The organism is Streptomyces sp. NPDC049040 (assembly GCF_043197715.1).
Taxonomy (GTDB): Bacteria; Actinomycetota; Actinomycetes; order Streptomycetales; family Streptomycetaceae; genus Actinacidiphila.
Genome location: NZ_JBICTO010000004.1, coordinates 150,148 through 173,871, shown reverse-complemented (window position 1 = coordinate 173,871; position 23,724 = coordinate 150,148). Strand labels below are relative to the sequence as shown.

26 protein-coding genes are annotated in these 23,724 nt (G+C 71.3%); 14 read left to right on the top strand and 12 right to left on the bottom strand.

Annotation, left to right across the window (positions count from 1 at the left end):
- The first annotated feature begins 4 nt into the window (after nt 1-4).
- Nucleotides 5-469, top strand: a complete 465-nt coding sequence (locus tag ACGFMP_RS13375; RefSeq protein ID WP_393672325.1) for a peptidase inhibitor family I36 protein — start codon at nt 5-7, stop codon at nt 467-469.
- Complete coding sequence (locus ACGFMP_RS13370) at nt 469-1,482, top strand: hypothetical protein (protein WP_393672324.1); 1,014 nt, start codon at nt 469-471, stop codon at nt 1,480-1,482. Before ACGFMP_RS13375 ends, ACGFMP_RS13370 begins: the two co-directional genes overlap by 1 nt.
- A gap of 143 nt (nt 1,483-1,625) precedes the next feature.
- Here the strand turns inward: ACGFMP_RS13370 and ACGFMP_RS13365 are convergent, their stop codons facing one another.
- From ACGFMP_RS13365 to ACGFMP_RS13345, 5 genes are all read right to left on the bottom strand, one after another.
- A complete protein-coding gene (locus ACGFMP_RS13365; RefSeq protein WP_393672323.1) occupies nt 1,626-2,303 on the bottom strand; it encodes a hypothetical protein in 678 nt (225 codons plus the stop codon).
- A gap of 135 nt (nt 2,304-2,438) precedes the next feature.
- Entirely contained in the window at nt 2,439-3,632 is a 1,194-nt protein-coding gene (locus ACGFMP_RS13360) for a hypothetical protein (RefSeq protein WP_393672322.1), read from the bottom strand.
- Between the two features lie 134 nt (nt 3,633-3,766).
- On the bottom strand, nt 3,767-4,645 hold the full coding sequence (locus ACGFMP_RS13355; RefSeq protein ID WP_393672321.1) for a patatin-like phospholipase family protein: 879 nt from the start codon (nt 4,643-4,645) through the stop codon (nt 3,767-3,769).
- Nucleotides 4,646-4,930: 285 nt separating this feature from the next.
- A complete protein-coding gene (locus ACGFMP_RS13350; RefSeq protein WP_393672320.1) occupies nt 4,931-5,248 on the bottom strand; it encodes a hypothetical protein in 318 nt (105 codons plus the stop codon).
- A gap of 1,077 nt (nt 5,249-6,325) precedes the next feature.
- Nucleotides 6,326-7,252 carry an NADP-dependent oxidoreductase gene (locus ACGFMP_RS13345; protein ID WP_393672319.1) on the bottom strand — a complete coding sequence of 309 codons (927 nt, stop codon included), beginning with the start codon at nt 7,250-7,252 and terminating at the stop codon, nt 6,326-6,328.
- A gap of 383 nt (nt 7,253-7,635) precedes the next feature.
- On the opposite strand from ACGFMP_RS13345, the gene ACGFMP_RS13340 reads away from it, so the two are divergent.
- The gene (locus ACGFMP_RS13340; RefSeq protein WP_393672318.1) at nt 7,636-8,433 is read left to right on the top strand and encodes a TetR/AcrR family transcriptional regulator; all 798 of its coding nucleotides are present in this window, start codon (nt 7,636-7,638) and stop codon (nt 8,431-8,433) included.
- 15 nt (nt 8,434-8,448) lie between these two features.
- Here the strand turns inward: ACGFMP_RS13340 and ACGFMP_RS13335 are convergent, their stop codons facing one another.
- Nucleotides 8,449-8,943 carry a cupin domain-containing protein gene (locus ACGFMP_RS13335; RefSeq protein ID WP_393672317.1) on the bottom strand — a complete coding sequence of 165 codons (495 nt, stop codon included), beginning with the start codon at nt 8,941-8,943 and terminating at the stop codon, nt 8,449-8,451.
- 313 nt (nt 8,944-9,256) lie between these two features.
- On the opposite strand from ACGFMP_RS13335, the gene ACGFMP_RS13330 reads away from it, so the two are divergent.
- The 3 genes from ACGFMP_RS13330 to ACGFMP_RS13320 all read left to right on the top strand — a co-directional run bounded on the left by ACGFMP_RS13330 (nt 9,257) and on the right by ACGFMP_RS13320 (nt 10,849).
- Nucleotides 9,257-9,838: a hypothetical protein gene (locus tag ACGFMP_RS13330; RefSeq protein ID WP_393672316.1), complete on the top strand. Its 582-nt coding sequence runs from the start codon at nt 9,257-9,259 to the stop codon at nt 9,836-9,838.
- A gap of 187 nt (nt 9,839-10,025) precedes the next feature.
- Nucleotides 10,026-10,496, top strand: coding sequence for a hypothetical protein (locus ACGFMP_RS13325; protein ID WP_393672315.1), 471 nt, complete (start codon nt 10,026-10,028; stop codon nt 10,494-10,496).
- A gap of 161 nt (nt 10,497-10,657) precedes the next feature.
- Entirely contained in the window at nt 10,658-10,849 is a 192-nt protein-coding gene (locus ACGFMP_RS13320) for a hypothetical protein (RefSeq protein WP_393672314.1), read from the top strand.
- Between the two features lie 143 nt (nt 10,850-10,992).
- Here the strand turns inward: ACGFMP_RS13320 and ACGFMP_RS13315 are convergent, their stop codons facing one another.
- Nucleotides 10,993-11,616: a TetR/AcrR family transcriptional regulator gene (locus ACGFMP_RS13315; protein ID WP_393672313.1), complete on the bottom strand. Its 624-nt coding sequence runs from the start codon at nt 11,614-11,616 to the stop codon at nt 10,993-10,995.
- Between the two features lie 85 nt (nt 11,617-11,701).
- On the opposite strand from ACGFMP_RS13315, the gene ACGFMP_RS13310 reads away from it, so the two are divergent.
- The 4 genes from ACGFMP_RS13310 to ACGFMP_RS13295 all read left to right on the top strand — a co-directional run bounded on the left by ACGFMP_RS13310 (nt 11,702) and on the right by ACGFMP_RS13295 (nt 15,180).
- Nucleotides 11,702-12,637: an aldo/keto reductase gene (locus tag ACGFMP_RS13310; protein ID WP_393672312.1), complete on the top strand. Its 936-nt coding sequence runs from the start codon at nt 11,702-11,704 to the stop codon at nt 12,635-12,637.
- Nucleotides 12,638-12,761: 124 nt separating this feature from the next.
- Entirely contained in the window at nt 12,762-13,310 is a 549-nt protein-coding gene (locus ACGFMP_RS13305) for a hypothetical protein (protein WP_393672311.1), read from the top strand.
- Between the two features lie 158 nt (nt 13,311-13,468).
- The gene (locus tag ACGFMP_RS13300; protein WP_393672805.1) at nt 13,469-14,518 is read left to right on the top strand and encodes a sensor histidine kinase; all 1,050 of its coding nucleotides are present in this window, start codon (nt 13,469-13,471) and stop codon (nt 14,516-14,518) included.
- Nucleotides 14,515-15,180 (top strand): response regulator, encoded by a 666-nt coding sequence (locus ACGFMP_RS13295; RefSeq protein ID WP_393672310.1) that lies wholly within the window; start codon nt 14,515-14,517, stop codon nt 15,178-15,180. The genes ACGFMP_RS13300 and ACGFMP_RS13295 overlap by 4 nt, the downstream gene beginning before the upstream one ends.
- A 240-nt stretch (nt 15,181-15,420) precedes the next feature.
- On the opposite strand, the gene ACGFMP_RS13290 is transcribed toward ACGFMP_RS13295, so the two are convergent.
- The 5 genes from ACGFMP_RS13290 to ACGFMP_RS13270 form a co-directional block, all read right to left on the bottom strand.
- The gene (locus ACGFMP_RS13290) at nt 15,421-15,855 is read right to left on the bottom strand and encodes a YdeI/OmpD-associated family protein (RefSeq protein ID WP_393672309.1); all 435 of its coding nucleotides are present in this window, start codon (nt 15,853-15,855) and stop codon (nt 15,421-15,423) included.
- Nucleotides 15,856-15,988: 133 nt separating this feature from the next.
- Entirely contained in the window at nt 15,989-16,582 is a 594-nt protein-coding gene (locus ACGFMP_RS13285; RefSeq protein ID WP_393672308.1) for a VOC family protein, read from the bottom strand.
- A gap of 5 nt (nt 16,583-16,587) precedes the next feature.
- The gene (locus ACGFMP_RS13280; protein ID WP_393672307.1) at nt 16,588-17,106 is read right to left on the bottom strand and encodes a helix-turn-helix transcriptional regulator; all 519 of its coding nucleotides are present in this window, start codon (nt 17,104-17,106) and stop codon (nt 16,588-16,590) included.
- Between the two features lie 43 nt (nt 17,107-17,149).
- Nucleotides 17,150-17,560 carry a VOC family protein gene (locus ACGFMP_RS13275; RefSeq protein WP_393672306.1) on the bottom strand — a complete coding sequence of 137 codons (411 nt, stop codon included), beginning with the start codon at nt 17,558-17,560 and terminating at the stop codon, nt 17,150-17,152.
- 379 nt (nt 17,561-17,939) lie between these two features.
- Complete coding sequence (locus tag ACGFMP_RS13270) at nt 17,940-18,539, bottom strand: hypothetical protein (protein WP_393672305.1); 600 nt, start codon at nt 18,537-18,539, stop codon at nt 17,940-17,942.
- Nucleotides 18,540-19,017: 478 nt separating this feature from the next.
- Here ACGFMP_RS13270 and ACGFMP_RS13265 point away from each other — a divergent pair, with 478 nt between their 5' ends.
- The 4 genes from ACGFMP_RS13265 to ACGFMP_RS13250 all read left to right on the top strand — a co-directional run bounded on the left by ACGFMP_RS13265 (nt 19,018) and on the right by ACGFMP_RS13250 (nt 23,380).
- Nucleotides 19,018-20,208: a PP2C family protein-serine/threonine phosphatase gene (locus tag ACGFMP_RS13265; RefSeq protein ID WP_393672803.1), complete on the top strand. Its 1,191-nt coding sequence runs from the start codon at nt 19,018-19,020 to the stop codon at nt 20,206-20,208.
- 165 nt (nt 20,209-20,373) lie between these two features.
- Nucleotides 20,374-20,715 carry an STAS domain-containing protein gene (locus ACGFMP_RS13260; protein ID WP_393672304.1) on the top strand — a complete coding sequence of 114 codons (342 nt, stop codon included), beginning with the start codon at nt 20,374-20,376 and terminating at the stop codon, nt 20,713-20,715.
- A 217-nt stretch (nt 20,716-20,932) separates the two neighbouring features.
- Entirely contained in the window at nt 20,933-21,337 is a 405-nt protein-coding gene (locus ACGFMP_RS13255) for an ATP-binding protein (protein WP_393672303.1), read from the top strand.
- A gap of 558 nt (nt 21,338-21,895) precedes the next feature.
- The gene (locus tag ACGFMP_RS13250; protein WP_393672302.1) at nt 21,896-23,380 is read left to right on the top strand and encodes a condensation domain-containing protein; all 1,485 of its coding nucleotides are present in this window, start codon (nt 21,896-21,898) and stop codon (nt 23,378-23,380) included.
- The last annotated feature ends 344 nt before the right edge of the window (nt 23,381-23,724 follow it).

The following is a 23,724-nucleotide window of genomic DNA, read 5'->3' as shown; positions in this document are numbered from 1 at the left end:
GAAGATGCGAAAGCATCACGCATTGGCTTTGCTGGCGTCGATCGCCGCCTTCGGATTCTTCGGCTCGACTTCGGCTTCCGCAGCGCAGCCGGCGGCGTCCGTCGAGACAGCACACGGTTCGGTCGCCCCCGCCGCGAAATCGGACTGCCCTGCCGGGTCCTTCTGCGTATGGGTGAACTCGAACTACTCCGACGGGCCGGCGAAGTTCTCCGGCAACAATTCGGACTGGACGCAGTTCTCCCACGCGAGCTGTGCTTCGGGCACGTGGAACAACTGCGCCACGTCCGGCTTCAACAACGGCACCTCAGGCCTCGGCGTCGTGGTGTGGCAACTCGTCGGCGGCAGCGGCGACGGCGCCTGTCTGCCGCGAGGCTGGGCGCTGAGTGACTTCCAAGGGTACGTCTGGCCGAATACGACCGATTCGTTCAACGACTCCATCAGCGCGAATGTCTGGAGTTCCAACTGCTGATGGCCGACAACGAGCAGGGCGGGCGGCGGAGTTCACGTACGTGGCTGCGCCGCCCTGCCGTTCGCATCGCGGCCGTCACCCTGACGCTGCTGGCCGCACTTCCCGGCTGCGCACACCGGACGCGCACTCCCGGTCCGCAACTTCCGACAGCGTCCGTCCCGCGGACCACGGCGTTTGGCGAGGCAGCGTCGCTGCTTACCATCGATGTCGCCCAACGGCGCCAGCGGTGGCTCCTGTTCCGGGCTGAGCAAATCCTCGACGAGCAATGCATGCGGCGGAAGGGCTACACCTACCTGGTCACCGAGCTGAGCCACGAACCTGTCGCGGGCGCGGTCACCGAGGACACGCCGGGCAGTGGCACCGCGACGTACGATGTCGCGGCTCTCATGCCCGACATCCCCACCGCGAGGACGACCGGCGGCCGAGCCGACGAGCAATCCACTGTCCTGCCCCAGGACCGCTATGTGAGCCGGCTGGCTCCGGCTGTCAGGAGCCGCTATCTTGCCGCCCTCGACGGAAACCCCCAGGACTCCGGTTCGCTCACGCTGCCCAGCGGTGCGAGCGGCACATATACGAGGGGCGGATGCGTGGGTGAGGTCCGCGCTCGGATCTACCACAGCGTCAGGGCAGCGCTGCAGGACGAACTCGTCCCGCAGGATGTGACGCGGACCTTCCACCGATTCCTCACATCCGATCACTCCTATCAGTCGGCGCTCACCACCTGGCAGCAGTGCATGGCCCGCAACGGACTGAGAGTGCTGACCCCGGCGGACGCCATCCGCACGATCGAGGCGCTGGCGGAGAAGGAACCCGACATCGCCTCTCTTGACCGCCGTCAACATGCGACAGCGCAGCAGGACAGGGCCTGCGACGCGCGTTCCCATCTGCGGGAGCGCATCGGTCAGGCGCGTGGGGTCTTCCTCAAGGAAGAGCCACAAGCGGTCCTCCTGGCGCTGCACCAGGTGTACGTATCGCGAGCGCAAGCCCTGCGGTCCATCTCCTCGGTGGTATGAATCCGGTATCGGCCCAGCGCCGGACACACGATCAGCCGGATGCTGCGGAGGCGTTCGGGTCCGACTCGGTGACTGGGGCGCGAACCGGAGCGCCCACAAACGACTGGATGTCGAACATCCGGCGAGGACGTCCGGGAGATCTTCTACCAGCCGCCCTGGGGGCCGCCGAGGTCGAGGCCGCAGGTCTCCCGCCACAGGGGGGAGACCGAGCGGATCTCCTCGCTGTTGCCGACGGACACCCACAGTCCGAACTCGCCGGGCGCTTCGGGAATGCACTGCTCGCCCCACACGCCGTTCAGGCACAGTTGCAGCCCGCACATCTTGGCGTGAGGCAGGCCCCGCCACTTGCAGTCCCACCGCACCTCCAGGGAGAGCGGACCGAGGGCGGCGACCATCTCGTCCACTTCCGCATCGGTGCTGTCGTCCTCGTCGGTGCTGTCAGGGCCGCCGAACGGGCTGGTCATGCCCAGGCTCATGCGCAGCCCGTCCGGCAGCGGCCACAGGTCGAGGAGTCCGGGCCCCAGCCGCAGGTCGATCATGAATCGGTAACTCGGATCCTCACGGTCGAACACCGCACCTCGACGCGCAAGCTCGTCGAGGAAGAGCGGCACCGCCGGCAGATCGCGGCTCCCGTAGACCTGGGCGGCCGGGAACCCGGCCACCGCGTGCTCGAACTGTTCGCGCGTGGCGATCGGCCTCGGCCGGACCCAGGGAGCGGTCGACCACTCGGGCAGCGCACCGAGGATCTCCCGCGCCCGTGCGACGCCCGTCGCCGCGTCGGGGATGGGCTCGAGCACCCGGTGGAGAGTGGAACTGCCCATGGACACACCGTTCGCAGGCGGCAGAAGCGCAAAGATGCTTCATTCTCGGCTCACCCTGGCGAGGGCGAGCGGCCGCCCCCCTCCGCGCCCGCACATCCGGGGGCGTAAGGCACCCGCGGGGTCCGGCCCGCGGGTTCAGACGTGCGGGGTCTGCGGGACGGCGTGAGCCGCAGTCCAGCGGTCGACGCGTTCCCACTGGGCGAGCAGCCACTCGCTGCGGGCCTCCTCGCCGGGCGGGACCTCCGCGGCCGGTACGCGCCACCAGTGGGCCTGCACCGGGCGTTCCAGGGGCAGGGCGGACCAGGCGCTGCGCGGCGAGTCCATGATGTCCAGCCCCGCGTGCGTGACGAAGACGACGTCCGCGGTCGGTGCGGCGGCGAGCGCGGCCAGCGCCCCGCCGTCCCGGGGCGGCAGGACGTAGTGCAGGTGGGAGGCGCGCTCGGCGCGCCGCCAGAGGCCCCGGCGGCGCAGCGCGGCGATCGCCCGGCGGTGGCGGCGCGGGGTGAAGTTGCCGCCCTCAGGGAAGAGCACGAGGGCGTCCCCCGGGCGCAGGCCGGCGGCGAGCGTGGCTATGCCGTCCGCGGAAGTGCCGGAGGCGGGCGGCAGGAAGCGGTGCGGTACGCGTCCGAGGAGCACGTCGAGGCAGGGATCCGCGCGCAGTACGCCCTTGAGCACGGTGTGGGGGAGCAGTCCTGCCTCGGTGAGCAGGATCTGGAGCAGCAGGAAGGAGTCACCGAGGCCCGCGTGCCGGACCAGGACGAGCAGCGGTGCCCGATGGGCGCTGCCGCGCGGGGGGATGGTGGGAGTGATGTCGACACTGAGCCGGAAGACGCGTTCGGCGGCGCGGCGCAGCAGGGACAGCAGCCGGGCCAGAACACCGAAGGCCGTGGCCTGCCGCCTGCGGCGGGCGGCCGGGTTCGCGAACGGGTCCCGCAGGAACGACACGGTGGCCAGCACGAGTCCTGCCAGGTCCGCCAGCAGGTACAGCAGCGCGAAACCGGTGAACCGGGTCTGCCGCCACGGACCGCGCGCGAGCAGGGAGACGGGTGCGCCGATGACGGTCCCGGTCACCATCACGGCGGCCGTGACCGGGATGAGTGCAAGCAGCAGAGCCAAGGTGGCGGTGCGCCGCGCGAAGGACACCGCGGCAGAGACGGCCGAGTTGACGGAGTGGCTGGAGCGGGCCGCGCGGGGTGGACCGGGGGACGCTGCCTCCGCCGTCGCGGCGCCCGCGGTGTCGGGCGAGACCGCGCCGGTGGCCGATCCGGGCGGGGGAGCGGCGGCGGGGGCGGTGAGCGCGGGCGTGGCGGGCGGCGCTGGCGAGGGCACGGCCGACTCCGGAGTGCCGCCCGTCGAAGCCTGCGGCACTACCTGTCCGGGCACCGTCGGCGTGGCTCCGGGCACACCGCCGCTCCGGGCATGGGGAGTTGCCGGGGGGCCGTCCGGCCGGGGGGACGAGGCCGTCATGCTCGCGGGCCGCCTTTCGCGTCCGGGACGCCGTCGAGGTAGCGCGCGGACGCCGCGTAAGCCCGTTCGATGCGTGCGGCGGTCTGGTCGAAGGCAGCCCGGTGGCGCAACCCGCGCAGGGTTCCGCCGGTCTCCTCCCGGGTGGAGGCGCTGGGCAGGACATGGACCGTGACGCGCGGGGGCAGGTCGGCCATGTCCCGGGCGAATCGGTGCCTGCGGGCGATCTCGAAGGCGACCGTGGCCACCTCCCAGGGCAGGCGGGGCGGGGTCAGGGCGTGCTCGACCCGCCCGACCTGGAGGACGTAGATCTCGCGCGCCCCCAGCGCGACGGCCCGGCCGACCGGGATGCTGTTGACCAGCCCGCCGTCCACGAAGTGCGCGTCACCCAGCCGGACCGGCGGCAGCAGCCCCGGCACCGAGCAGGACGCGACCACCGCGTCGACGAGCGGCCCGCTGCAGAACCAGTGCTCGGCCGCGTCCTCGATACGTGCCGCGACGCACTGGAACGGTACGGCCAGGTCCTCGATGCGGGTGACGGGCAGGTGCGTGCCGAGCAACGTACGCAGCGGCCCGTCCGCGTACAGGTGGGTGCCGGTGCGCACCGCCGTGGTCACCCGCCCCATCAGCGACCCGGTGAACACCCCCGCCCGCCCGAGGCCGGTCCACAACTCCTCCAGCCGTGCCACCGCGTCCTGCGACGGATCGGCCGCGACCGCCGCGCCGTTTATCGCCCCCACCGAAGTGCCGAGTACCAGGCCGGGCCGCACCCCGGCGGCGAACAGGGCCTTGAGCATGCCCACTTCGTGCGCCCCCAGCGCCCCACCCCCGCCGAGCACGAACGCCGGGCCGCGCACCGCTGCAGGACTGCTTTCCATGTTCCCCCGCGTGCCCCGCCCCGGCGCCCGCATTCCCGCGATCCCCGAGCGGCCGGCGACGTGGCCGCCCTCGCGGAGGTGCCGGAAGACCGGAATCTCCCTCATCCGGCCACGCGGGGTCCACAGCGGCGCGGACGGTCGCCGCCGATGCCCCGGCCCCCGGCCCAAGGGGGCGGCCCGCCCGAATCGAGGCGGAGGGGGAACCCTCCGGCCAGGCGCCCGCTTTCAGGCAACGCCCCTTCCTCCGGCATGCCATGGCCGCCGCTCACCGATGGATGAAGCCGGTCACTCGGTCGCGATGAGCAGCTCGCCGACAGCAGTGCGGATGTCCTCGTCCTCGGTGAAGGCCCGCCAGCCGCCGGAGTAACGGAGTCGCCGGTCACTGGTGGGCAGGCCGCGCAGAAGGTGGGCGGCAGGCCGAGCGGCAGGGCCGATCCGGGCCAGGTGGTGCACCGCGGGGAGCATGACCGGCAGGTACGTGCCCTCGGCCAGGTCCCGCACGACCTCCAGGAGAGCCGGGACGGTGCTCTCGGTCTCGCCGGTCGCGGCCCACAGGGCGTGCGCGGCCTCGACGCTGGTCCAGGTGTCGGAGACGCCGACCATCGTCCGGAGCCGATGCGCGAGGGGAGCCGCGTGCGGCCCGAGGTCTGCGACCTTGCGCAGGGTGGGATGCGAGAGGCCGCCCCCAGCGGCAGGCCCCAGCACTTCAGCGCCGTGGCGGGATCGCCGCCGACCCGGCAGTACGCCGAGGCGGCGAGTACCGCATCCGCGCCGGCGGCTTCGGCCGACCGGGCCAGCAGCGGTTCACGTCCGCCCTTGCCCGCCGAACCGATTCCGGCCAGGGCCTTCGCTGCCGCAGTCCACCTCTGGTCGCCCCCCAGCAGGTCGATCAACTGTGGCACCGCTGCCTTCGCGACCGGTCCCCAGGCCGCAAGCATGTCGGAGACCCGATTGAGGATGCGAAGGTCCGTGGCGGTGCCGAGTCGGCCGCAGCTCTCGGGCAGCAGCAGCTCCGCATGGTCCGGAAGGCGGATCAGAACCTCATGGAGAGCAGGGAGGGCGGGATGGTGACCCGAGCGGGCGCTGCCGTAGGAGGCAGAGTCCCATCCGAAGCCGGACGGGGCACCGGCCACCCGCCTGGCCAGGCCCGGACCGCAGCGCGGATCGTTCATGCGTGCCAGCGCCCACAGAGCCGCCTCGGCAACCGTCTCGCCGGGTCGTGGCGTCCGGGCGGCGGTGTCGCCGAGCAGCCCGGCGACCGCGTCGGCATGGGCAGCGGCTGATGGACCGAGGCAGGCGAGCAGCTCGGCTGCCCGGTAACGGACTTCGGTGACCGGGTCGTCCAGTCGCGACACGATGGCCGGCAGCAGGGCATCCGCCGGTGAGCGCCACTGCGACAACAGCCCGCCCGCCTGCGAGCCGGGGCTCACCGTGGCCGTGGAAAGCCGCGAGCCACGGCCCGGCCGGTCGGGGAGCCGACACGGGTCGGCTGCCGCGCCCGGCCCGCCGCCCGCGACGGCCAGTGGGTACCGCTGCGTTCACGCCGCGGCACCGGCATGGCAAAGGCGTCCCCGGATCGTCGCGCGCCGCCGGCTTTCGGGAGACTGTGGGAGGGGCAGCGTGATGTGCCACCGTCGGACCCGTGCAGCGCCGCGGGTGCTCAGCCCGGAATCCGCCAGGTCACCCGGCGGGCGGCGGCTGGATCAGCACGATCTTTCCGCGCAGGTGGCGCTTCTCGATCTCCCGGTGCGCGGCGGCAGCGTCGGCGAGCGGGAACTCCTTCCAGATGGACACTTTGACCTTGCCTCCGGTGTAGGCGTCGACCAGGCCCTTCAATCGCTGCGCGGCCCGGCGGGTGCCGATGGCCCGCAGGCCCAGGCGCGCCGCCCCGGCCTGGTCGGCGATCGTGCCGATCCGCTCCCGCTCCGCGACGAGCTCGATCGAGGACTCCAGCGCCTCATCGCCGCCGGCGCCGTCCAGGGCCGCGTCCACACCGTCGGGGGCGACGGCCCGCACACGGTCCGCCAGACCGGGGCCGTAGGCCACCGGAATTGCGCCGAGAAAGCGGAGGAACTCGTGGTTCTCCTCGCTTGCGGTGCCGATGACGCGGGCGCCCGCGGCACGGGCCAGCTGAACGGCCAGGTGGCCCACCCCGCCCGCGGCGGCGTGGATCAGAAAGGTCTCGCCGGAGCTGACGCGCAGGTCCTCGATCGCCGTTGAAGCCGTCTGGCCCGAGGCGGACAACGCCCCTGCCTCGCTCCACGGGATGACCGCCGGCTTGTGGACGATCTGGTCCGCCTCGAAGATCACCGACTCCGCGTAGGCACCGCCGGCCGGGCCGAGAATCTCATCACCGGCTGCGAACGCGGTGACCCCGGGGCCGACCGCTTCGACGACTCCGGCGCCCTCGTTGCCGAGCCGGGAGGGAAACGTCGCCGGCATCCGCGCCCTCCATGCGCCGCTGCGCATCCGGATGTCGGCGGGCTGGACACCCGCGGCCCGGATCGAGACCCGGACCTGTCCGGGCCCGGGCTCCTGCTCGGGGACGTCGACCAGACGCAGGACGTCGGGGTCGCCGTACTCGGAAAAGATGATCGTTCGTGCCATGTCCGGCTCCTGTACCTCGTGTGCATCGCATGGAAGCTCTATCTCAGGGGAACGTCGCGATTCCCGACCGCACTCCGCCGTCGGCCGGCGCTGCTCCTGATGGGCCGCCTCAAGGCTGGACGCGGCAGCTCACCGTCCGATCGACCGCCCGCCACCCGGGAGCGTCTGTCCAGTCGACGTCTCGCGTGCCCCCGCAGTCCTGAGCGTCCCGGTCCTCCCGCTCGGCCGCCCCGCAGGTGCGGCACCAGGTCATGACGGCTGCCTCGCAGGAGTGATGAGCGGCGGATGGACGTTCCCCGATCGCTGCTCGTTTTGCGAATGCCATTCGACTAACGATCGTTGATCGTGTCAAGTACGCTGGTCGGGACGTGAGGAGACGGCGCATGACGGAGACGCAACAGGACCTCGACCTGCCCGCGCCGCCGTGGCGGTCCAGGCGGGCACCGAAGCGCAAACCGCGGCAGCGGGCCCCCTTGTCGAAGGACCTGATCATCGCGACGGCGCTACGAGTGGTCGTCGCCGAGGGCCTGGACGCCGTGACGGTCCGCCGCATCGCCGAGGAACTGGAGACCGGTTCTGCGAGTCTCTACACGCATGTATCGGGCAAGGAGGAGATCTTCGATCTCGTCCTGGACCTGGCCGCGGCCGGGATCGAGGTGCCCGCTCCCGAACCGGAGCAGTGGGCCGAGCAGGTCAAACAGGTGGCCTGGGACATCTACCGGGTGTTCTGCGCGCACGGCGACGTGGCCCGGATCGCGCTGGGCACCATCCCGACCGGGCCGAACATGCTGCGGATCGCCGAGGGCCTGCTCGACCTGATGGTCAGCGCCGGCATTCCGGTGCAGGCGGCGGCCTGGTCCATCGATCGACTGCTGCTCTATGTGGCCTCGGACGCGTATCAAAGCGCGCTGTTCCTGACCCACCGCCGCGATGGCCAGACCATCGCGGAATTCGGCGCGCAGTTCCTGGGCGAGATCCGCGACTTCTACGCCTCGCTTCCCGCCGACCGCTTCCCGCACACCAGTGCCAACGCGGTGACGCTCACCACCGGGGGCGGGGACCAGCGCTTCGGCTACGGGCTGGAGTTGCTGCTGGACGGGTTGACCGGGCGACTGGCCGCGGGTTGCGGGACGGGCCTGGACGCAAGGGCGGACGGGAAAACGGAGCGGAAGGCGCACTGACAGGTCCGCGCCTGATCAGGCCGGCGGCTCGTCCACGAAGAAGCTGTCGTGGCGGACGAGGAAGTCCCTGAACTCCTCACCCCCGCGTTGCGCCATCTCGGCGACCTGCTCGAAGTACTCCTCGCGCGGCGCTCCGGGGGAGAACAGCAGAAGCATCGAGGCCGGCTCGTCGGACGGGTTGCGGAAGGCGTGCAGGCCGCCGACGGGCACGTAGAGGAAGTCGCCTGCCTGGGCGGTGACCCAGCTCTCGCCGCCGAAGAGCTGCATCGTCCCCGACAGGATGAAGAAGGACTCCGAGATGGACCGGTGGAAGTGGGTGCTCGGCCCCGGGGAGCGCGGGCCCATGTCGATCCGGTAGAGGCCGAACTCGCCCCCGGTCGAGGCCTGGGTGGCGAGATGGTGCGTCCGGTTGCCGGACGCGGCCGTGAGCTCCGCGGGGGTGTCGGCGGGCCGGAAGGTCGCGTTGACCTCGCCGTCCTCTCCGAGATAGCGCGGCGGCGGGTAGGACATGAGCCGTCTCCTTCGCATCGGGTAGGCGCATCCTCCCGCGCATCACCCCAGGACGAGGGGAGGCGCTTCACGCGTACGACCGGACGGCTGAGGCGGCGGCACCCGGCGGAACGGGGTGACGATGTGGCCATGGGGAACCTGTCCGCGGCCCTGCATTGCAACGGGGTGATCGGGCAGGCGCGTTGCACTGGTGGGGCCGGGAGACGGCTCGAAGAGGCCGACAGGGTACGGGCCGCGGAAGTGCGGCGGGGGAGGGAACCCGCGTTGTCGCGGCGCCGTCTCACCGTGCGGGACACCACTGGGAGGGGACGGCATGAGCCACCGGGCGGGTAGGCGGATCGGGCGGGGACCGGCGGTCGTCGCGTTCGTGCTCGCGGCGGCGGGAGCGGGCCTGCTGGCCGTGCACGACCGGGCGTCGGCCGCGCCCCCGCACGTCGACCCGGCACTGGGACGCGAGGTCCGCCCGGTCGTGGACCGCTACGTGCTGACGGCCGCGGCCGGGCCGCTCGGCAGCGCCAGGCCCGCCGAGCCGGGCGGCAACGCGCCCCGTGCCTTCTGCACCGAGCGCGTCATCGAGATCCGTCCCGCCGGGTCGGCGGTACGCGTCGGCCTGGTCGCCTGGTGCGGGCACTACGTCCGGGACGGCGACGGCGTAAGTGCGGTGGACGCGGGCATCTCGGCCGGCGTGCTGACCGTGTCCCCGGCCTCGGCACCCGCCCGGGTGACCGGGGCCTCATGGGAGCCCGACGACCGGCTCTCCACCTGGGCACCTGCGCACTTCTCCCCGGAAGGAACCTCCGAGGTCGAACGCGTCCTGGGCGACAGCGCCGCGCACCTCGACGACCCCGTGGCCCTGGCCCGCACCGCGTTCGGCGTGGGAGCGCCCGCCCGCTGAGCGCGACCAGCCGTTCACCTCGGCGTCGGCTCGGGCGAGGTGCGCGGTCGGCCGGCTCCGGCGAAGCGCCTCCCGGCGCAGGTCGGTACGGATCCGGCGCTGACCGCTCACCGCTCGCCGCGGTGCCCGCGCCCGGCGGCTGCCGTGGTCCCAACGACCGTGCCGTACAGGACAATAGGATCAGCCCATGGAATGGGGACTACTGGCCAGCACCTCCCTGGGTGCCCTGATCGGTATCGGGACCACGCTCGCTGCCGACCACCTGCGGGCCAGGCGCAGTCGCCAGGACGCCGACGACGCCACGAGGCGGCAGCTGTACGGCGACTATCTGGCCGCCCTCGCCCGGACCAGGAACCACCTGCGCGTGGCGGCCAGGCCGTCCGGGCTGTCCCCCGACGAGCGGGCGCGCCGGGCCGCCGAGGCCTTCCACGAGTCCAGTGCCTACGAACTGCGCTACCAGATCGCGGTGGTGGCGCCCGTGGGCGTCGTCGAGGCGTCCACGTCCGCCTTCCGTGCCCTGAGGGACATCAAGGACCAGGTGGAGGTCGGGGCCCTCCACACCGACGACAGCTACGTCGCGGCACGTGAGCGATGGGAATTCCTGCTCGCGGAGTTGCGTATGGCCATGAGGCGTGACCTCGGCCGCCCGGTGTTCTGAGAGGGCGTCACAGCGGTGTGGTTCGCGGACGCGAAATGCCCGGTCGGGACACCTGGCCCCGCTGCGGCAGGTTTCCCGGGCTTTACCGCGAATGGGCGGCAGGCGACAATACAGGTCAACGAGGGACCGCGGGCCGGTCCCATCAGCCGTACGGGGGGAACATGATCTTCGTCGTCTCCATGCTGGTCGCGCTCGCGGCCACGATCGGGGTGTGCTCGCTCATACTGCGGCGCGCAGGCGGTTCGGGGGAACGCGGGTCACTGGAGCGTGCGGCGGCGGCCCAAGCACTCGCACAGGGGATGAGCGCCGCGAGCGCCGCGAGGCAGAACACGGGTCCCGGTGGAGGGGCCTGACATCCGTTCGTGATCGCCCCGTTGAGCCGGGGGACTCACAGGGGGGCGAGGGCGGAGAGGGCAGCGCGTAGGCGCACGGCATCGCGGCGGTCAGGGCCGCCAGGCCGAGGACGGCAGCGATGACGCCGGTGAGTCCCGCAGGGTCACTGCGAGGGTGGCCCGTCCGTCGTGGGCCGCAGTGCATCCGCCACCAGATCCAGTAGCCGTTCCGTCAGGTGGGGGCTGTTGGCGGCTGTCGTCGACATGAACACTCCGAGGAGCATCATCGTGACGTCCTCCGGTTCCACGTCCGCCCGGAGGGAACCCGTCTTCGCGCCTGCGTCGAGGATCGCCCCGATCGCTGCGGTGATCCGCTCCCTGGTGGCCGGTGTCGCGATGGTGCCCGAGGTCCACCCCGCGTGCAGGGTCTCGGAGATGCCGCGCTTGACCGCGAAGAACCCCGCGTAGCGGTCCATCCATGCGCGCAGCGCCACCTCGGGCGGCAGATCCGAAAGGAGCGCGGGGGCGCTGGTGACGACGGCGTCGAGTTCGGCGGAGTAGATGGCCTCGACGAGCGCTTCGCGGGTGGGGAAGTGGCGGTAGAGCGTGCCGATCCCGACGCCGGCCTCCCGGGCGATGGCGTCCAGGGCGGCTTTGCCGTCAGTCGCGGCGAAGGCTTCGCGGGCGGCGGTGAGCAGCCGTTCCCGGTTGCGCCGTGAGTCGGCCCGGGCCGGGCGTCCTGGCGCTTTCGCCGACGGGTCGGGGGTGGGGGAGTCGGGCGACGCCAAAACGGAGACCCTCCGGTTGCTGTACGGTGGTTCGTAAACGGAGTGTCTCCGTTTACCTCCATCATCTCATGAGAGTGAGACTGCCATGGCGTCCACTGCCAGGTCCGACGAACTCACCGCCCTCGGAGTGGCCCGACCCGGCGGGCCCGGCGCGCTCGCGGGCCGCAGCGTCTCCCGTGTCGGCTACGGCGCCATGCAGTTGCCGCGGCTGGATCGTGATGCCGCGATCTCCCTGCTGAGGCAGGCCGTCGACCTGGGTGTCGATCACGTCGACACCGCGCACTTCTACGGCAACGGCTTCGCCAACGAGGTGATCGCGGCCACGCTCCGCCCCGAGGACGACGTCCTGGTCGTCAGCAAGGTCGGTGCCGAGCCCGACCCCACCGGGCCGCGCCCGCTGCGCCTGGCCCAGCGGCCCGAGCAACTGCGGGCCGGCGTCGAGGACAACCTCAAGAGCCTCATGCTCGACCGGATCCCCCTCGTCAACCTGCGCCGCGCCGACCACGGTCCGGGTCTGCGCGCCGAGGGCGACCAGATCGTCGACCTCGACGACCAGCTCGCCGTGATGACCGAAATGCGCGACGAGGGCAAGATCGGCGCCATCGGTCTCAGCAGCGTCTCCCTCGACGTACTGCGCCAAGCCCTCCCGGCGGGCATCGCCTGCGTGCAGAACGCCTACAGCCTGGTCTCCCGTGCCGACGAGGACATGGTGCGCTTCTGCCTCGCCGAGGACATCGCCTGGGTGCCGTACTTCCCGCTCGGCGGCGCCTTCGCAGGCCTGCCGAAGGTCACAGAAGAGCCTGCCGTCGTCGCAGCGGCGCGAGCACTGGGTGCCTCCGCCGCGCAGATCGGCCTGGCATGGCTGCTCCACCACACCCCCAACACGCACCTCATCCCCGGCACCGCCGACCCCGAGCACCTGCGGGCGAACGTCGACGCAGGCGCGATCACCCTCGACGAGGCGACGCTCGCCACGCTCGGCGCCGTCCCCTCGCGCTCGGGCGATTTCGAGGACCGGTGACCTGAGCGGGATGCTCGCGCCGGGGGAGCGAGGCGGCCGAGCGTGACCGGCCGCCTGCTTCTCCACCCCGGGTTCCACCCGTGGGTCCAGGCGTCGCGGGCCGTGTGACAGCAGGCTTGAGGGCATGACAACGACCGAGTGGATCACCGACATCGCTCTCATCCTCGTCGTCTTCCGGCAGCTGCGGGAAGACCGGTTGGACCTCAAGACCTTCCTGATCCCGCTGGGGATCGTGGCCTTCGTGGCCCACACGTACCTGGACTCCGTTCCCACCGGGGGCAACGATCTGGTGCTGGTCGGAGCGCTCGTGGCCGTGGGCGCCGTGCTCGGCATCGCCGGCGGCGTCCACACCCGGGTCAGGACCGCGGGCCGGCACATCCTGATCAAGGCGGGCGCGGTCTCCGCGGTCCTGTGGGTGCTCGGCATGGGTGCCCGGATGGGCTTCCAGCTGTGGACCGAGCACGGCGGCGCCGACGACGTCGCCCGGTTCAGCGTCGCCCACCACATCACCAGCGACCAGGCATGGGTGGCGGCCTTCGTCCTGATGGCGCTCACCGAGGTCGTCACCCGGCTGGCCACGATCTTCATACGCAGCCGGATGCTGACCGCCGGGCAGCCCGCCTCCGCCTCTGCCTCTGCCTCTGCCTCGGACCGTGTCGCGGTCCGACCGTGAGTTATGGTCTGGCCGTGCCCACCGCCGAAACCGAGTCCTCCCCCGGACAGGTCCCGCCCCCATCGGCCGCACCCCGGCCGATCCCGGGCCGGGACCCCCGGGCGCAGTGGGTTCTGACCGCGGCGGTCATCGTCTGCGGGGCCCTGACGATCCGGCCGATGGGCGTCACCGGGCGGGGGCTGGTGGTCGCGGTCCTGTTCGTACTGAACTGTGCGGCGCTGCTGGTCCGGGGCCTGCCCCCGGCCAAGGTCCCGCCGCGTGCCGTCGTCGTCTGGCTGTCGCTCGGCATCCTCGCGGCGGCCGCGCTGATCGGCGTCAGCCGCAGCGGAACGGGCTACCTCTTCGCCTTCTTCCTCGCCGGTCACATCGGATACCGGCTGCCGGCCAGACAGGCCCTCCTCCTGGCGCTGGCCTGCGGTCTGCTCTGCGGCGGCGTCCTGTACTTCCATCTCGGACCCGGTCACGACCTGCTGCCCTGGGCCGTCGGTCTCGCCACCGGAACACCGGTCCTGATCGGGATACTCAACCGCGTCCAGCACCAGGCCGTGGCCGCTGCGCTCTCGGCAGCCGAGAGCGCGGAACGCGCCGCACGGGCCGAGGCGCAGGCCGCCGTGCTCACCGAACGCGGCCGGATCGCCCGGGACGTGCACGACGTCCTGGCGCACACGCTGGCCGGGATCAACATGCAGCTGGAGCTGGCCGACGCGCTGCTCGACACCGGCGACCTGGCGAAGGTCAGGGCGGCCAACGACAAAGCCCACAGCCTGGTCAAGGAGAGCCTGAAACAGGCGCAGTGGACCGTACACGCGCTTCGCGAGGACTCGCTTCCGCTGGTGGAGACCCTCACCGCGATGCTCGAGTCGTCCGGCCACCGCGACGCCCTGACCGTCTCCGGCACCCCCGTCGGGGTACCGGCCCGGGTGACCCAGAATCTGCTGCGGATCGCCCAGGAATCCCTGACCAACGCCGCGCGGCACGCCCCGGGTGGTGAGGTGCGGGTGGAGTTGGCCTTTGCGGCGTCCTCGACGGCGCTGACCATCCGCAACCGGCACGCCACCCGTACGGTGAACGCGGCGGTCGGCAGCGGAATGGGGCTGATCGGAATGCGCGAACGCGTCGCCCTGCTGGGCGGCACCCTCACCGCGGGACCGGTCACCGAGGGACCGGACCAAGGCGGCTGGCAAGTGAAGGCAGTGATCCCGCGATGAGTGGACCCACCGAGAGCACACGGCCGTTGCGCCTGGTCGTCGCCGACGACCAGGCCGCCATCCGCGAACCGCTCGCCGCGGTGCTGAGTCTGGCCGAGGACCTCGATGTCGTCGCGGCCGCAGCGGACGGCAACGGCGTGCTGGACGCGGTCGCCGCCGGTCCTGTGGACGTCGTGCTGATGGACCTGCGCATGCCCGTACTCGACGGAATCGAGACCACGCGCAGGCTGAGCGACGAACACCCCGAGGTGGCCGTCGTCGTGCTCACCACGTTCGCCGATGACGACTCGATCCTGGCCGCCCTCAGCGCGGGCGCCCGCGGCTATCTCACGAAGAACTCCGGACGCCAGGACATCATCCGCGCGATCCGTGCCGCCGCCGCGGGCCAGTCCGTCCTGGACCGCGAGGTCCAGGACCGGCTGCTGGCCACCGTCCGCGCCAGACCTACGGCGTCCGGACCGCAACTGCCCGCGGATCTCACCCCCAGGGAACGCGAGGTACTCACCCTGATCGGCCAGGGCCTGCCCAACCGTGCGATCGCCGAGAAGCTCTTCGTGAGCGAGGCGACCGTCAAGACGCACATCAACAACCTCTTCGCCAAGGCCGACATCCGGGACCGGGCCGACGCCGTGCGCCGCGCCATCGCGGCCGGCCTGGCCTGACCTGGGGGCCCCCGGGGCGGCCCCACAGCAGGCGGCGGCCACCGCCAGCGTCGAGCGTCTGGCCGGTGACCACCCGGGTCCACGTTGCCGGCGCCTTCCGCCGGTCCGCTTTGCCGATCCAAACGAGGCTGCCTGGCCGCCCTTGGCAGGGAGTTGCCGGGGTGCGGCAGCGGCCAGGGGGCACATCGTGCGGAGTCCGCCCGCATCAGGGCAGCAGGCCCGCCCACGCGGTCCCCGGGGTCAGCCTCGCAGGGTGGCGACGGCCTTCTCGATCCGCCTCCGGCGCGTCTCGGGCATCTTCGCGCTTTCGACGCTGCGAACGTGCTCGCGCTTGCGGCTGTACGTGAGGTGGTCGTACGCGGCGCGGGCGACCGGGTCGTCGTCCAGGGCCCGGGCGAAGTCCTCCGGCTCGACGACGACGCGCGGCTCGGTGTCGAGCTCCAACTCGACCTCGACCTCCTCGCCGATCTCGACACCCGCGGCCTGCCGATTAGCATGGCTGAGGCCGATCAGATGGCGGCCGCGCAGGAGGGCGACCCGGCTCTTCCAGGAATGCCCGTTGAGCGTGATCGTCACCGGCGGCCGCGAGCCCTCGCCGAGAGCTTCCACCACCTCGGGCGGAACCAGCAGCCCCCGCATGGGCTCGGGCGGTTCGACGTGGGACAGAAACTTCATGATCTTTCTCCTGTCGTTCTGCCGGCTCGCCGCGGATCGGGCCCGCCCGGCTCGGACAGCCGTTCCCGCTTCCGGCACGGGCCCATCGCAGTCTGGGGGAGGTGGGGAGGGCTGTGAGGCAGGGAAGCCGCGGCTATTCGGCGTAGGGCTGGTCGGTTCCCTGGCTGCTGAAGCCGACACTCCAGACGTAGCCGTCCGGGTCGGCGAAGGTGCCGCCGTACCCGCCCCACGGCAGAGCGCCGGCGGGCTTGAGTACCGTGGCGCCGGCCTTCGCGGCCTCCGCCATGATCTCGTCGACCCGCGCCTCGCTGCGGACGACGTAGGTCAGGACCAGTCCGCTGAAGCCGCTGCCCTCCTGGTCCGTGCCCACCTGCTCGGCCAGTCCCTCGCGGCCGTAGAAACCGACGGGCGAGGCGCCGTCCGATTCGAAGAACACCGAGATGCCGTAGTCCTTGCTGACCTTCCAGCCGAGGCCCTCGGTGTAGAACTGCTTGGCCCGGTCCATGTCCCGGACGCCGAGAAGGATCGAGCTGACGTATGCCTTCATGTCGTACTCCATGAGCAGTGGTTGTGTATGTGTCGGACATCGCGCGTCGGATGTCAGCAGGCGCAGCCACTCGTCCACGCCGAAGGCGCTGCGGAAGCGCCGGGCGGCCTCGACGTCGGCCACATCGAGGCTGATCGACGCGGTGGACGCGGTGGCCGGGGTGGACGTGCTGGTTGCCATGACCATCACCGTAGGGGCCCTGCGGAGGCCGGGGCTTCTCGATTCCTGACCGGTCTCGGGACCTGCTTCGCCGCGTACCCCGGCACCCCCTGCGACCTGCTCGCCGGCCTGGCATCACGGTTCGCACCAGCCGCATGGGGATGGTCGGCCGCCGCTTCCGCCGCCCGCCGGAAGGCCTCGGGCGGCATGCCGACCAGCTCGGTGAAGCGGGTGGTGAAGGTGGCCGGCGACGCGCAACCGACCGCGAAGCAGACCTCGGTGACGCTGAGGTCGCCGCGCCGCAGCAGGGCTGTCGCCCGCTCGATGCGGCGCCTCGTCAGGTAGGCGTACGGCGACTCACCGTAGGCGGCCCGGAACTGCCGGCTCAGGTGCCCGGCGGACACGTCCCCAGCACGGGCGAGCGCTTCCACGTCCAGGGGCTGAGCGTATTCCCTGCCGATCCGGTCGCGGACGCGGCGCAGTCCCGCCAGATCAGCCAGGCGCTGCGCCTGTATGCGCGCTCGCCGCCATTCAGGCTTGCACATGAGAAGTGCGCCTCCTCTGCCTTTCCCGGTGTGTCCGCACAGCTCAGCGGACCTCTTGGATGCGGACCAGGTTGCCCGCCGGGTCGCGGAAGGCGCAGTCGCGGATTCCGTATGGCTGCTCGATCGGCTCCTGGACGACCTCGGTGTCACCGGCCTGCACCTTCTCGAACGTGGCGTCGATGTCCGGGGTGGCCAGCAGGATCCAGCCGTAGGTGCCCTTCGCCATCATCTCCGTGATCACGTGGCGCTCGTCCTCGGTGATGCCGGGATCGGTGGCAGGGGGTGTCAGCAGGATCGAGGTGCCCGGCTGGCCGGGCGGGCCCACCGTGATCCAGCGCATCCTGCCCTGGCCGACATCGCTGCGCACCTCGAAACCGAGGACGTCGCGGTAGAAGGCGAGCGAAGCATCCGGGTCGTCATGCGGCAGGGAGACCGTGTGAATGGTGATGTCCATGGCCAGCAGGTTAGAGGCGACCACGCGAACGGGGCTTCTCGGTTCCTGACCGACCCGGCACGCAGTGGCGGTCACGGCGCATTGCCGCGCGGCGTGCACTCGTCCCCCGCGGGGACGTGCTCGCGCCGGCCTGTCAGGGCGACGGTCCCGGAGGCTGAGCGGCGCCGAAATGCGTCAGAGCAGCGGCAGTTGTACGGACCGGCGATGTGCGGAACGCCCGACCGGGAGACTCCGGTCGGGCGTTCCGTACGAGCTGACATGTGCGGCCGGCCGGCTGCCACAGTCCCTGGGCTCCGAGGTCCTTCACCGGACGGCCGTCAGCGGAGATCCGCTACGGGGAAGGGGGCGACTCGGCACCGGCGGACGGCCGGGGCGCGGGTCAGATCGTGGGGGTGTCGTCGACGATCTCCTGGTGCAGTTCGACGATGAACTTCCAGCCGTCGCTGGGCTCCAGGAACCGCACCCGGGGCGGGTAGATGTCCAGGGCGCGGCGGTCACGGTTCTGGTTGTTCGCGCTCTTCCGGCCCCTGACCGGCTCCTCGAACAGGTCCACCTTGACGTCCGGCACCGCGACGGACTCCTCACTCCAACGCTGGACGATCCCGGCGCCGAAGGCGTCCCGCGCGGCGGCGTAAAGCGCCTCCAGCGATTTGGCGTCGCCGCCGGGAACGAAGAGGGCGAGATTCAGCAGTACGCCCGCGCTCTGGAGGACCTCTATTTCCTCCCCCGCCTTGTCGGCGACCCAGACCCCGGATTCTTCCGCATTGTCCGGGAGGAGGGTGATCTCGTCACCGAATATCGTCCGCGCGGTGAAGGACCCTCCCTCGAAATTCCGGCCCGGCTTCGTGAGGCTTGCTGGGGCGTAGCAGTCGACAGGAAGGCCGTCCGTCCTCGCGGGGACGAAGATGCCGTCCTGGGGGCCCAACTCCGCGACCTCTTCAGCCGTGAGACGTCGAGCCGCAACCTTCTCGGTGTTCACGCCATTCCCCTTTTTTCGGCGCTTGTGAATTAGTCATTACCCTATCATGGAGGTGTTCGGTCAGTTCCCGCCCCATATGACGTCGGGGCGCTGATGGCGGTCCTGGCCCGGCGCTCGGAGAATTCCTTCAACCGGTCGCGAAATCCATCGGCGGCGACGCGTTGGGACCCGTCCTCGTACGTCGACCATTCGATGCAAGCGCGTCGGAAATGCGCCGGCCCCGACCTCCATCCCTGCGGGGCTGGTGCCGGACACGGCCATGGATTCCGGTGGACGCCCGGTGCCCACTGCGAGAAGCGTAGGACCGACCACCGACAGCGCCGCGGGTGCGAAGGCCGGCGAGCGGTTCGAAGCCGGCGGCCACCGGTCGGGGCATCGGTCGCGTCGCCCGGCCGGGCAGCGGCGGACGGCCTTATGCTCGGCTGCGCGTGAAGGGTTCGCGTGACTGAGGCCGGGGGAAGGCGGGTTCGTGGCAGGCATGGAGGATTCCGCCTTTGCGAAGGCGATGAGAGGGCTGCTGGCGCAGGCTCACACCTGTGATCCTGGCCGGCTGCAGGATCTGGTGTCGCGGGCCGCCGAGGCCATGGGTGCGGTGTCGGCGGTGGTCTACCTGGCCGATCTCCAACAGCGTCATCTGGTGCCGCTGCCGGGAAGCCGGGGCACTGAGGGCGGGCCGGCCGTGCCGGTGGCGATCGAGGGCACTCTTGCGGGACTGGCCTACCGCACGATGACCGTGCAGATGCCGGATGAGGGCGGGCCGGCGTTGTGGCTGCCGATCCTGGACGGTTCGGCACGCGTCGGTGTCCTGTGGATGGCGGTGCATGAGGCCGGCGCGGAGGTGATCGAGAACTGCCGTGCCCTGGCCTCGGCGACCGGCCTGCTGGTGGGTTCGCAGGCGGCCTTCAGCGATGAGCTGGCCCGGGTCACGAGAAGCAAGCCCATGCGGGTCGCGGCCGAAATGGTGTGGGCCTTCCTGCCGCCGACCACGATCGGCAACGACGAGGTGACCTCCACCGCGCTGCTGGAACCCGCCTATCAACTCGCCGGCGACGCCTTCGACCACACACTGACCGAAGGCCGGCTGCACCTGACCGTGGTGGACGCCATGGGCCACGACCTCGCCTCGGGACTGTCGTCCGCGGTGGCTCTGGCCGGCTGCCGGGCCGCCCGCCGCGCCGGCGGCACCCTGGCCGACATCGTCACCGGCGTCGACGAGGAGCTGACCCGGTGGGTGCCGGGGCGGATGCTCACCGGCATCTTCGCCGACCTCGACCTTTCCTCCGGCACCCTCGAGTGGGTGAACTGCGGTCACCTGCCGCCGCTGCTCATCCGCGAGGGCGGCGTCGTGCGCGGTGCCCTGGAGCGGTCCCCGGTGCTTCCTCTGGGCCTGGGATCCCGCTTTCCGCGTGAGCGCGCCAGTCACCGCGCTTCGCTGCAGCCGGGTGATCGCGTCCTGCTCTACACCGACGGCATCACCGAGGCCCGCTCGGCCGGCGGCGAGGTCTTCGGCGAGCAACGCCTGATCGACTTCGTCCTCAAGGCCACCGCCGCGGGTGAACCCTCGCCGGAGGCCACCCGCCGCTTGCTGCACGCCATCCTGGAGCACCACGACCACCAGCTGAGCGACGACGCTGTCGTGATGCTCGTCGAGTGGCACCCCGCATCCTGACCGGCGCAGCCGGGGGGCCGGGGCGGCGCCTGGCGCGATGGCCGACCCGCCGTCCCACACCTGCTGTGCGATCTTTACAATCGGCTGCCGGGAATGCAGCGCCGGTGCTCCCGGCAGACGGGCCGGAGCCACAGACAGCAGGGGGCAGGCGTGGACCGAGGCGATATGGCCAGACTTGACATCCACGCCGCCTACCGCGACGGCACACTGACCGTGACGATCGCCGGTGAGATCGACCTCGACTCCGCCCCCCAGGTGTACCAGGCAGTACAGGCAGCCGACGCTCCGTGGGGCACGCACGTAGTCGCGGACCTCTCCGGGGTGACGTTCATGGACTCCACCGGTGTCCGCATGCTGCTGGCCTGCTACGAGCACGCTCAGGAGCACGGCGGGACGCTGAGCGTCACCGGTGTCCACGACCTGGTCGAGCGGATTCTCTACCTCAGCGGCGTCCTGTCCCTGTTCCGGCCGCCCCCTCCCGGCAGCACCCGCCCCGGCCTGAACTGATCGGGGGGCCGGGGAGCCGAGCGGCGGACGCCGCACGGGGGCAGCCTTCGCGGACTTGTGGCCGGGATGTCTGGATCGACCGTGGCGGGGCAGACGCCCGGCGACATTTTCTTGCGACGATCGCTGCTTGGCGGTTTATTGTGTGCCTCGGCGTGCTGCGTGCGGAGTGCAAGGAGGAGCGGTCGTGACCAAAGCCCTGCCCCACGAGGGAGAAATCGTGTCTCGTGACGGCACGCTGCGGGTCGCCGGTACCTTCCCGGGGGTATCGCCGTCCATTGCGCAGGCCCGGGACTTCACCGCTGCCTTCGTGGACCAGGCGGCCGGGGCCGACCCCCGGATCCAGCCGGGGCAGCGCGGCGACGCGCTGCTGGTGATCAGTGAGCTGGTGACCAACGTGGTACGGCACGCGCCGGGGCCGTGCGAGGTGACGCTGGAGGTGACCGGTGTGGAACTCGTCATCACGGTGGGCGACACCAGTGTGCAGCCGCCGACCTTCCACCCGTTCTCTCCGCACCGTATCGGGCGTCACGGCCTGGAGATCGTCCTGGCGTTGTGCACGAGCGTGGACTGTCGCCCCACACCGCGAGGCAAGGCCATACGCGCCGTCATGTCCCTGGCCTGAGGCCACGCCACCGCCCGTGGCGAATGTCTGCCATGGCGCGACCGAACCCGCGGGGGGCCAGATGTCGGCGCCCGGGTTCGAGCAACGGCACGCGAACTTTCGTCGACCTCGTCCACCGCGCATCAGGCCTCGGCGGACGTGAATTCCCACGGATTTCGAAAACCCGGAGCACGGGAATGCGAAAGGCGCTGGGAATGCGAAATGCGAATCGAAAACACCGCTGCCCAGTAGGCCGGTTGCCCGGACGTCAGCCATCTCCACCACGGCCGTCACGCTCCGTCAGCGCGAGTAATTTGGTGCCTGCGTGACGGATCGGCACAGCAGAGATCGATGGTGAATTTGGGACTCCGTTCAGGCGGGGGCTTGACAGCGCGGAATTCAGCGATGAAAGTTCGGGTTGCGAATACCGCACGGCTCGCAGACGGTTCCGCCCCATTGATCCAGACCATTGACCGGCGTCGGCCGGCCGGTGAATCCCGTCGAGGACAGGTGTCCTCCCGGTTCTCTGTACTTCCCCCGGTTCACCGTGGCGACAGGTCGACATGAAGGAGGAGCGTCGTGACCGGCAAGGACATGCGTGCCCGGCCCGCCACCGACCCGGAAACGGGGGCGGGCGACTTATCGCCCGGTTTGCCGGCGGAGCCGCCGGTGCCGCCGCTCGCCGAGCAGGTCACCGTCGACTTCGCCGGGGAGGGCGAGGGCGAGGGCGAGCTGTCCTGGGGCATGTGGGAGATCTGGGGCGCGATGTGCCGGCAGGAGTCAGGTCTGCCGATCGGCGGACGGGCACCGCTGGAGCCCGGTAGGACGCTCGCCGACGTGGCGGAGGAGCTGCGCTACCTGATGGGGCGCTTCCCCGCCATGCGCACCCGTTTGCGCTTCGACGCCGCGGGCCGACCCCGGCAGCGCCTCTTCGCCACCGGCGAGATCACTCTCGAGGTGTACGACGCCGACCGGGGCTCCGACCCGGACGAGGTCGCCGCGGCTGTCGAGGCGCACTACCGCCGTGCCCCGTTCGACTACGCGAACGACTGGCCGGTCCGGATGGCGGTGGTACGGCAGCAGGGCCGGCCCGTGCAGATGGTGAGCATCATGCACCACCTGGTGATGGACGGGCGCGGGGGCGCGATCATGCTCCGTGACGTCAGGGCGCGCGAGACCGCGACCGTCACCGGTACGCAGCAGCTCGAACAGGCCCGCTGGCAGCGGTCGCCCGCCGGGCAGCGGCAGAGCGAGCGGACGCTGCGGTACTTCGAGAACATCCTGCGAACGGTCTCCGCGCGGCAGTTGCCCGGGCCGACGGACCCGCGCACGCCGCGGCACTGGCAGGCGGAATTCCGCTCTCCGGCGCTGGCGGCGGCCTTGCCGAGGATCGCGGCGCGAACGGGCACCGGCACACCGGCTGTTCTGCTGGCGATGTTCGCGCTCGGCTTGCACCGGGCCACCGGAATCAGCCCCGTGGTGGTCCGGCCGGTGGTCAGCAACCGTTTCCGGCCCGGCCTGTCGGATGTGGTGTGCCCCGTCTCGCAGTCGGGCATGTGCTCCCTGGACGTCGGGGGAGCCACCGTGACCGAGGTCGTCGAGCGGGCCGAGCGAGCCAGTATCTCCGCCTGGAAGTACGCCTACTACCAGCCGGAGGACCTGGACGCGCTGATCGCCCGACTCTCCCGCGAGCGCGGTGAGGACATCGTCATCGGAACCTACTTCAACGACCGCACCACGCACGCGCCGACGCCGGAGACCACAAGGCAGAAGGCCGCCGAGGAGCTGGTGGAGGAGATCCGGGCGGCACGCGGGCGCAGCACCTTCGCCTGGACGCGGCGCCAGGACACCTCCTCCGAGCGGTTCTTCGTCTACGCCGACGACACACCGGACGGCGGGCTGGTGTTCGACATCCGCATCGACACGCACTTTGTCTCACCCGGCCAGGCCGAGGCGTTCGCGCGCTGCATGGAGGAAGCGGCGGTCGAGGCGGCGTTGGAGGATGTGTCCGGGGGCGGGACACTGCACGGCGCCGCGGTGCCGCTGGACGGGACGGCCCGTTGACGGCACCGGGTGGCGAAAGCCGACCGGCATCCCCGCCTGGCTGGGCGTCAGTCGTATGCGGCCCACGGCCGTACCTTCGAGTCGTCATCCGGGAGGACGGCCCCGCTGCGGGTCGTGTTCTGTTTCCACTGCCTCTTCCGGCCGGTCGGAACAGGGCGTCTGCCTCGCGAAGGCATGTTCGACATCTTGACGGCGTCTCCAAGAGCCCGCACGATTCGTGGGAGCGCTCCCATGGCGCCACTTCCACCCCACGGGAAGGAACGATTCGTGATCCCGCACCCGCCCCGCTCCCATCCTCCGAGGTCTTCCGGAGGTGCCCGACGAGTCCGCGGCCGCATCCTGGG

Excerpts from the sequence above, each read along its gene's own strand:
- ACGFMP_RS13375 (WP_393672325.1), top strand. The coding sequence starts at position 5 with ATGCGAAAGCATCACGCATTGGCTTTGCTGGCGTCGATCGCCGCCTTC.
- ACGFMP_RS13370 (WP_393672324.1), top strand. The coding sequence starts at position 469 with ATGGCCGACAACGAGCAGGGCGGGCGGCGGAGTTCACGTACGTGGCTG.
- ACGFMP_RS13365 (WP_393672323.1), bottom strand. The coding sequence starts at position 2,303 with ATGGGCAGTTCCACTCTCCACCGGGTGCTCGAGCCCATCCCCGACGCG.
- ACGFMP_RS13355 (WP_393672321.1), bottom strand. The coding sequence starts at position 4,645 with ATGGAAAGCAGTCCTGCAGCGGTGCGCGGCCCGGCGTTCGTGCTCGGC.
- ACGFMP_RS13350 (WP_393672320.1), bottom strand. The coding sequence starts at position 5,248 with ATGGTCGGCGTCTCCGACACCTGGACCAGCGTCGAGGCCGCGCACGCC.
- ACGFMP_RS13345 (WP_393672319.1), bottom strand. The coding sequence starts at position 7,252 with ATGGCACGAACGATCATCTTTTCCGAGTACGGCGACCCCGACGTCCTG.
- ACGFMP_RS13340 (WP_393672318.1), top strand. The coding sequence starts at position 7,636 with ATGACGGAGACGCAACAGGACCTCGACCTGCCCGCGCCGCCGTGGCGG.
- ACGFMP_RS13335 (WP_393672317.1), bottom strand. The coding sequence starts at position 8,943 with ATGTCCTACCCGCCGCCGCGCTATCTCGGAGAGGACGGCGAGGTCAAC.
- ACGFMP_RS13330 (WP_393672316.1), top strand. The coding sequence starts at position 9,257 with ATGAGCCACCGGGCGGGTAGGCGGATCGGGCGGGGACCGGCGGTCGTC.
- ACGFMP_RS13325 (WP_393672315.1), top strand. The coding sequence starts at position 10,026 with ATGGAATGGGGACTACTGGCCAGCACCTCCCTGGGTGCCCTGATCGGT.
- ACGFMP_RS13320 (WP_393672314.1), top strand. The coding sequence starts at position 10,658 with ATGATCTTCGTCGTCTCCATGCTGGTCGCGCTCGCGGCCACGATCGGG.
- ACGFMP_RS13310 (WP_393672312.1), top strand. The coding sequence starts at position 11,702 with ATGGCGTCCACTGCCAGGTCCGACGAACTCACCGCCCTCGGAGTGGCC.
- ACGFMP_RS13305 (WP_393672311.1), top strand. The coding sequence starts at position 12,762 with ATGACAACGACCGAGTGGATCACCGACATCGCTCTCATCCTCGTCGTC.
- ACGFMP_RS13300 (WP_393672805.1), top strand. The coding sequence starts at position 13,469 with ATGGGCGTCACCGGGCGGGGGCTGGTGGTCGCGGTCCTGTTCGTACTG.
- ACGFMP_RS13295 (WP_393672310.1), top strand. The coding sequence starts at position 14,515 with ATGAGTGGACCCACCGAGAGCACACGGCCGTTGCGCCTGGTCGTCGCC.
- ACGFMP_RS13290 (WP_393672309.1), bottom strand. The coding sequence starts at position 15,855 with ATGAAGTTTCTGTCCCACGTCGAACCGCCCGAGCCCATGCGGGGGCTG.
- ACGFMP_RS13285 (WP_393672308.1), bottom strand. The coding sequence starts at position 16,582 with ATGGCAACCAGCACGTCCACCCCGGCCACCGCGTCCACCGCGTCGATC.
- ACGFMP_RS13280 (WP_393672307.1), bottom strand. The coding sequence starts at position 17,106 with ATGTGCAAGCCTGAATGGCGGCGAGCGCGCATACAGGCGCAGCGCCTG.
- ACGFMP_RS13275 (WP_393672306.1), bottom strand. The coding sequence starts at position 17,560 with ATGGACATCACCATTCACACGGTCTCCCTGCCGCATGACGACCCGGAT.
- ACGFMP_RS13265 (WP_393672803.1), top strand. The coding sequence starts at position 19,018 with ATGGAGGATTCCGCCTTTGCGAAGGCGATGAGAGGGCTGCTGGCGCAG.
- ACGFMP_RS13260 (WP_393672304.1), top strand. The coding sequence starts at position 20,374 with ATGGCCAGACTTGACATCCACGCCGCCTACCGCGACGGCACACTGACC.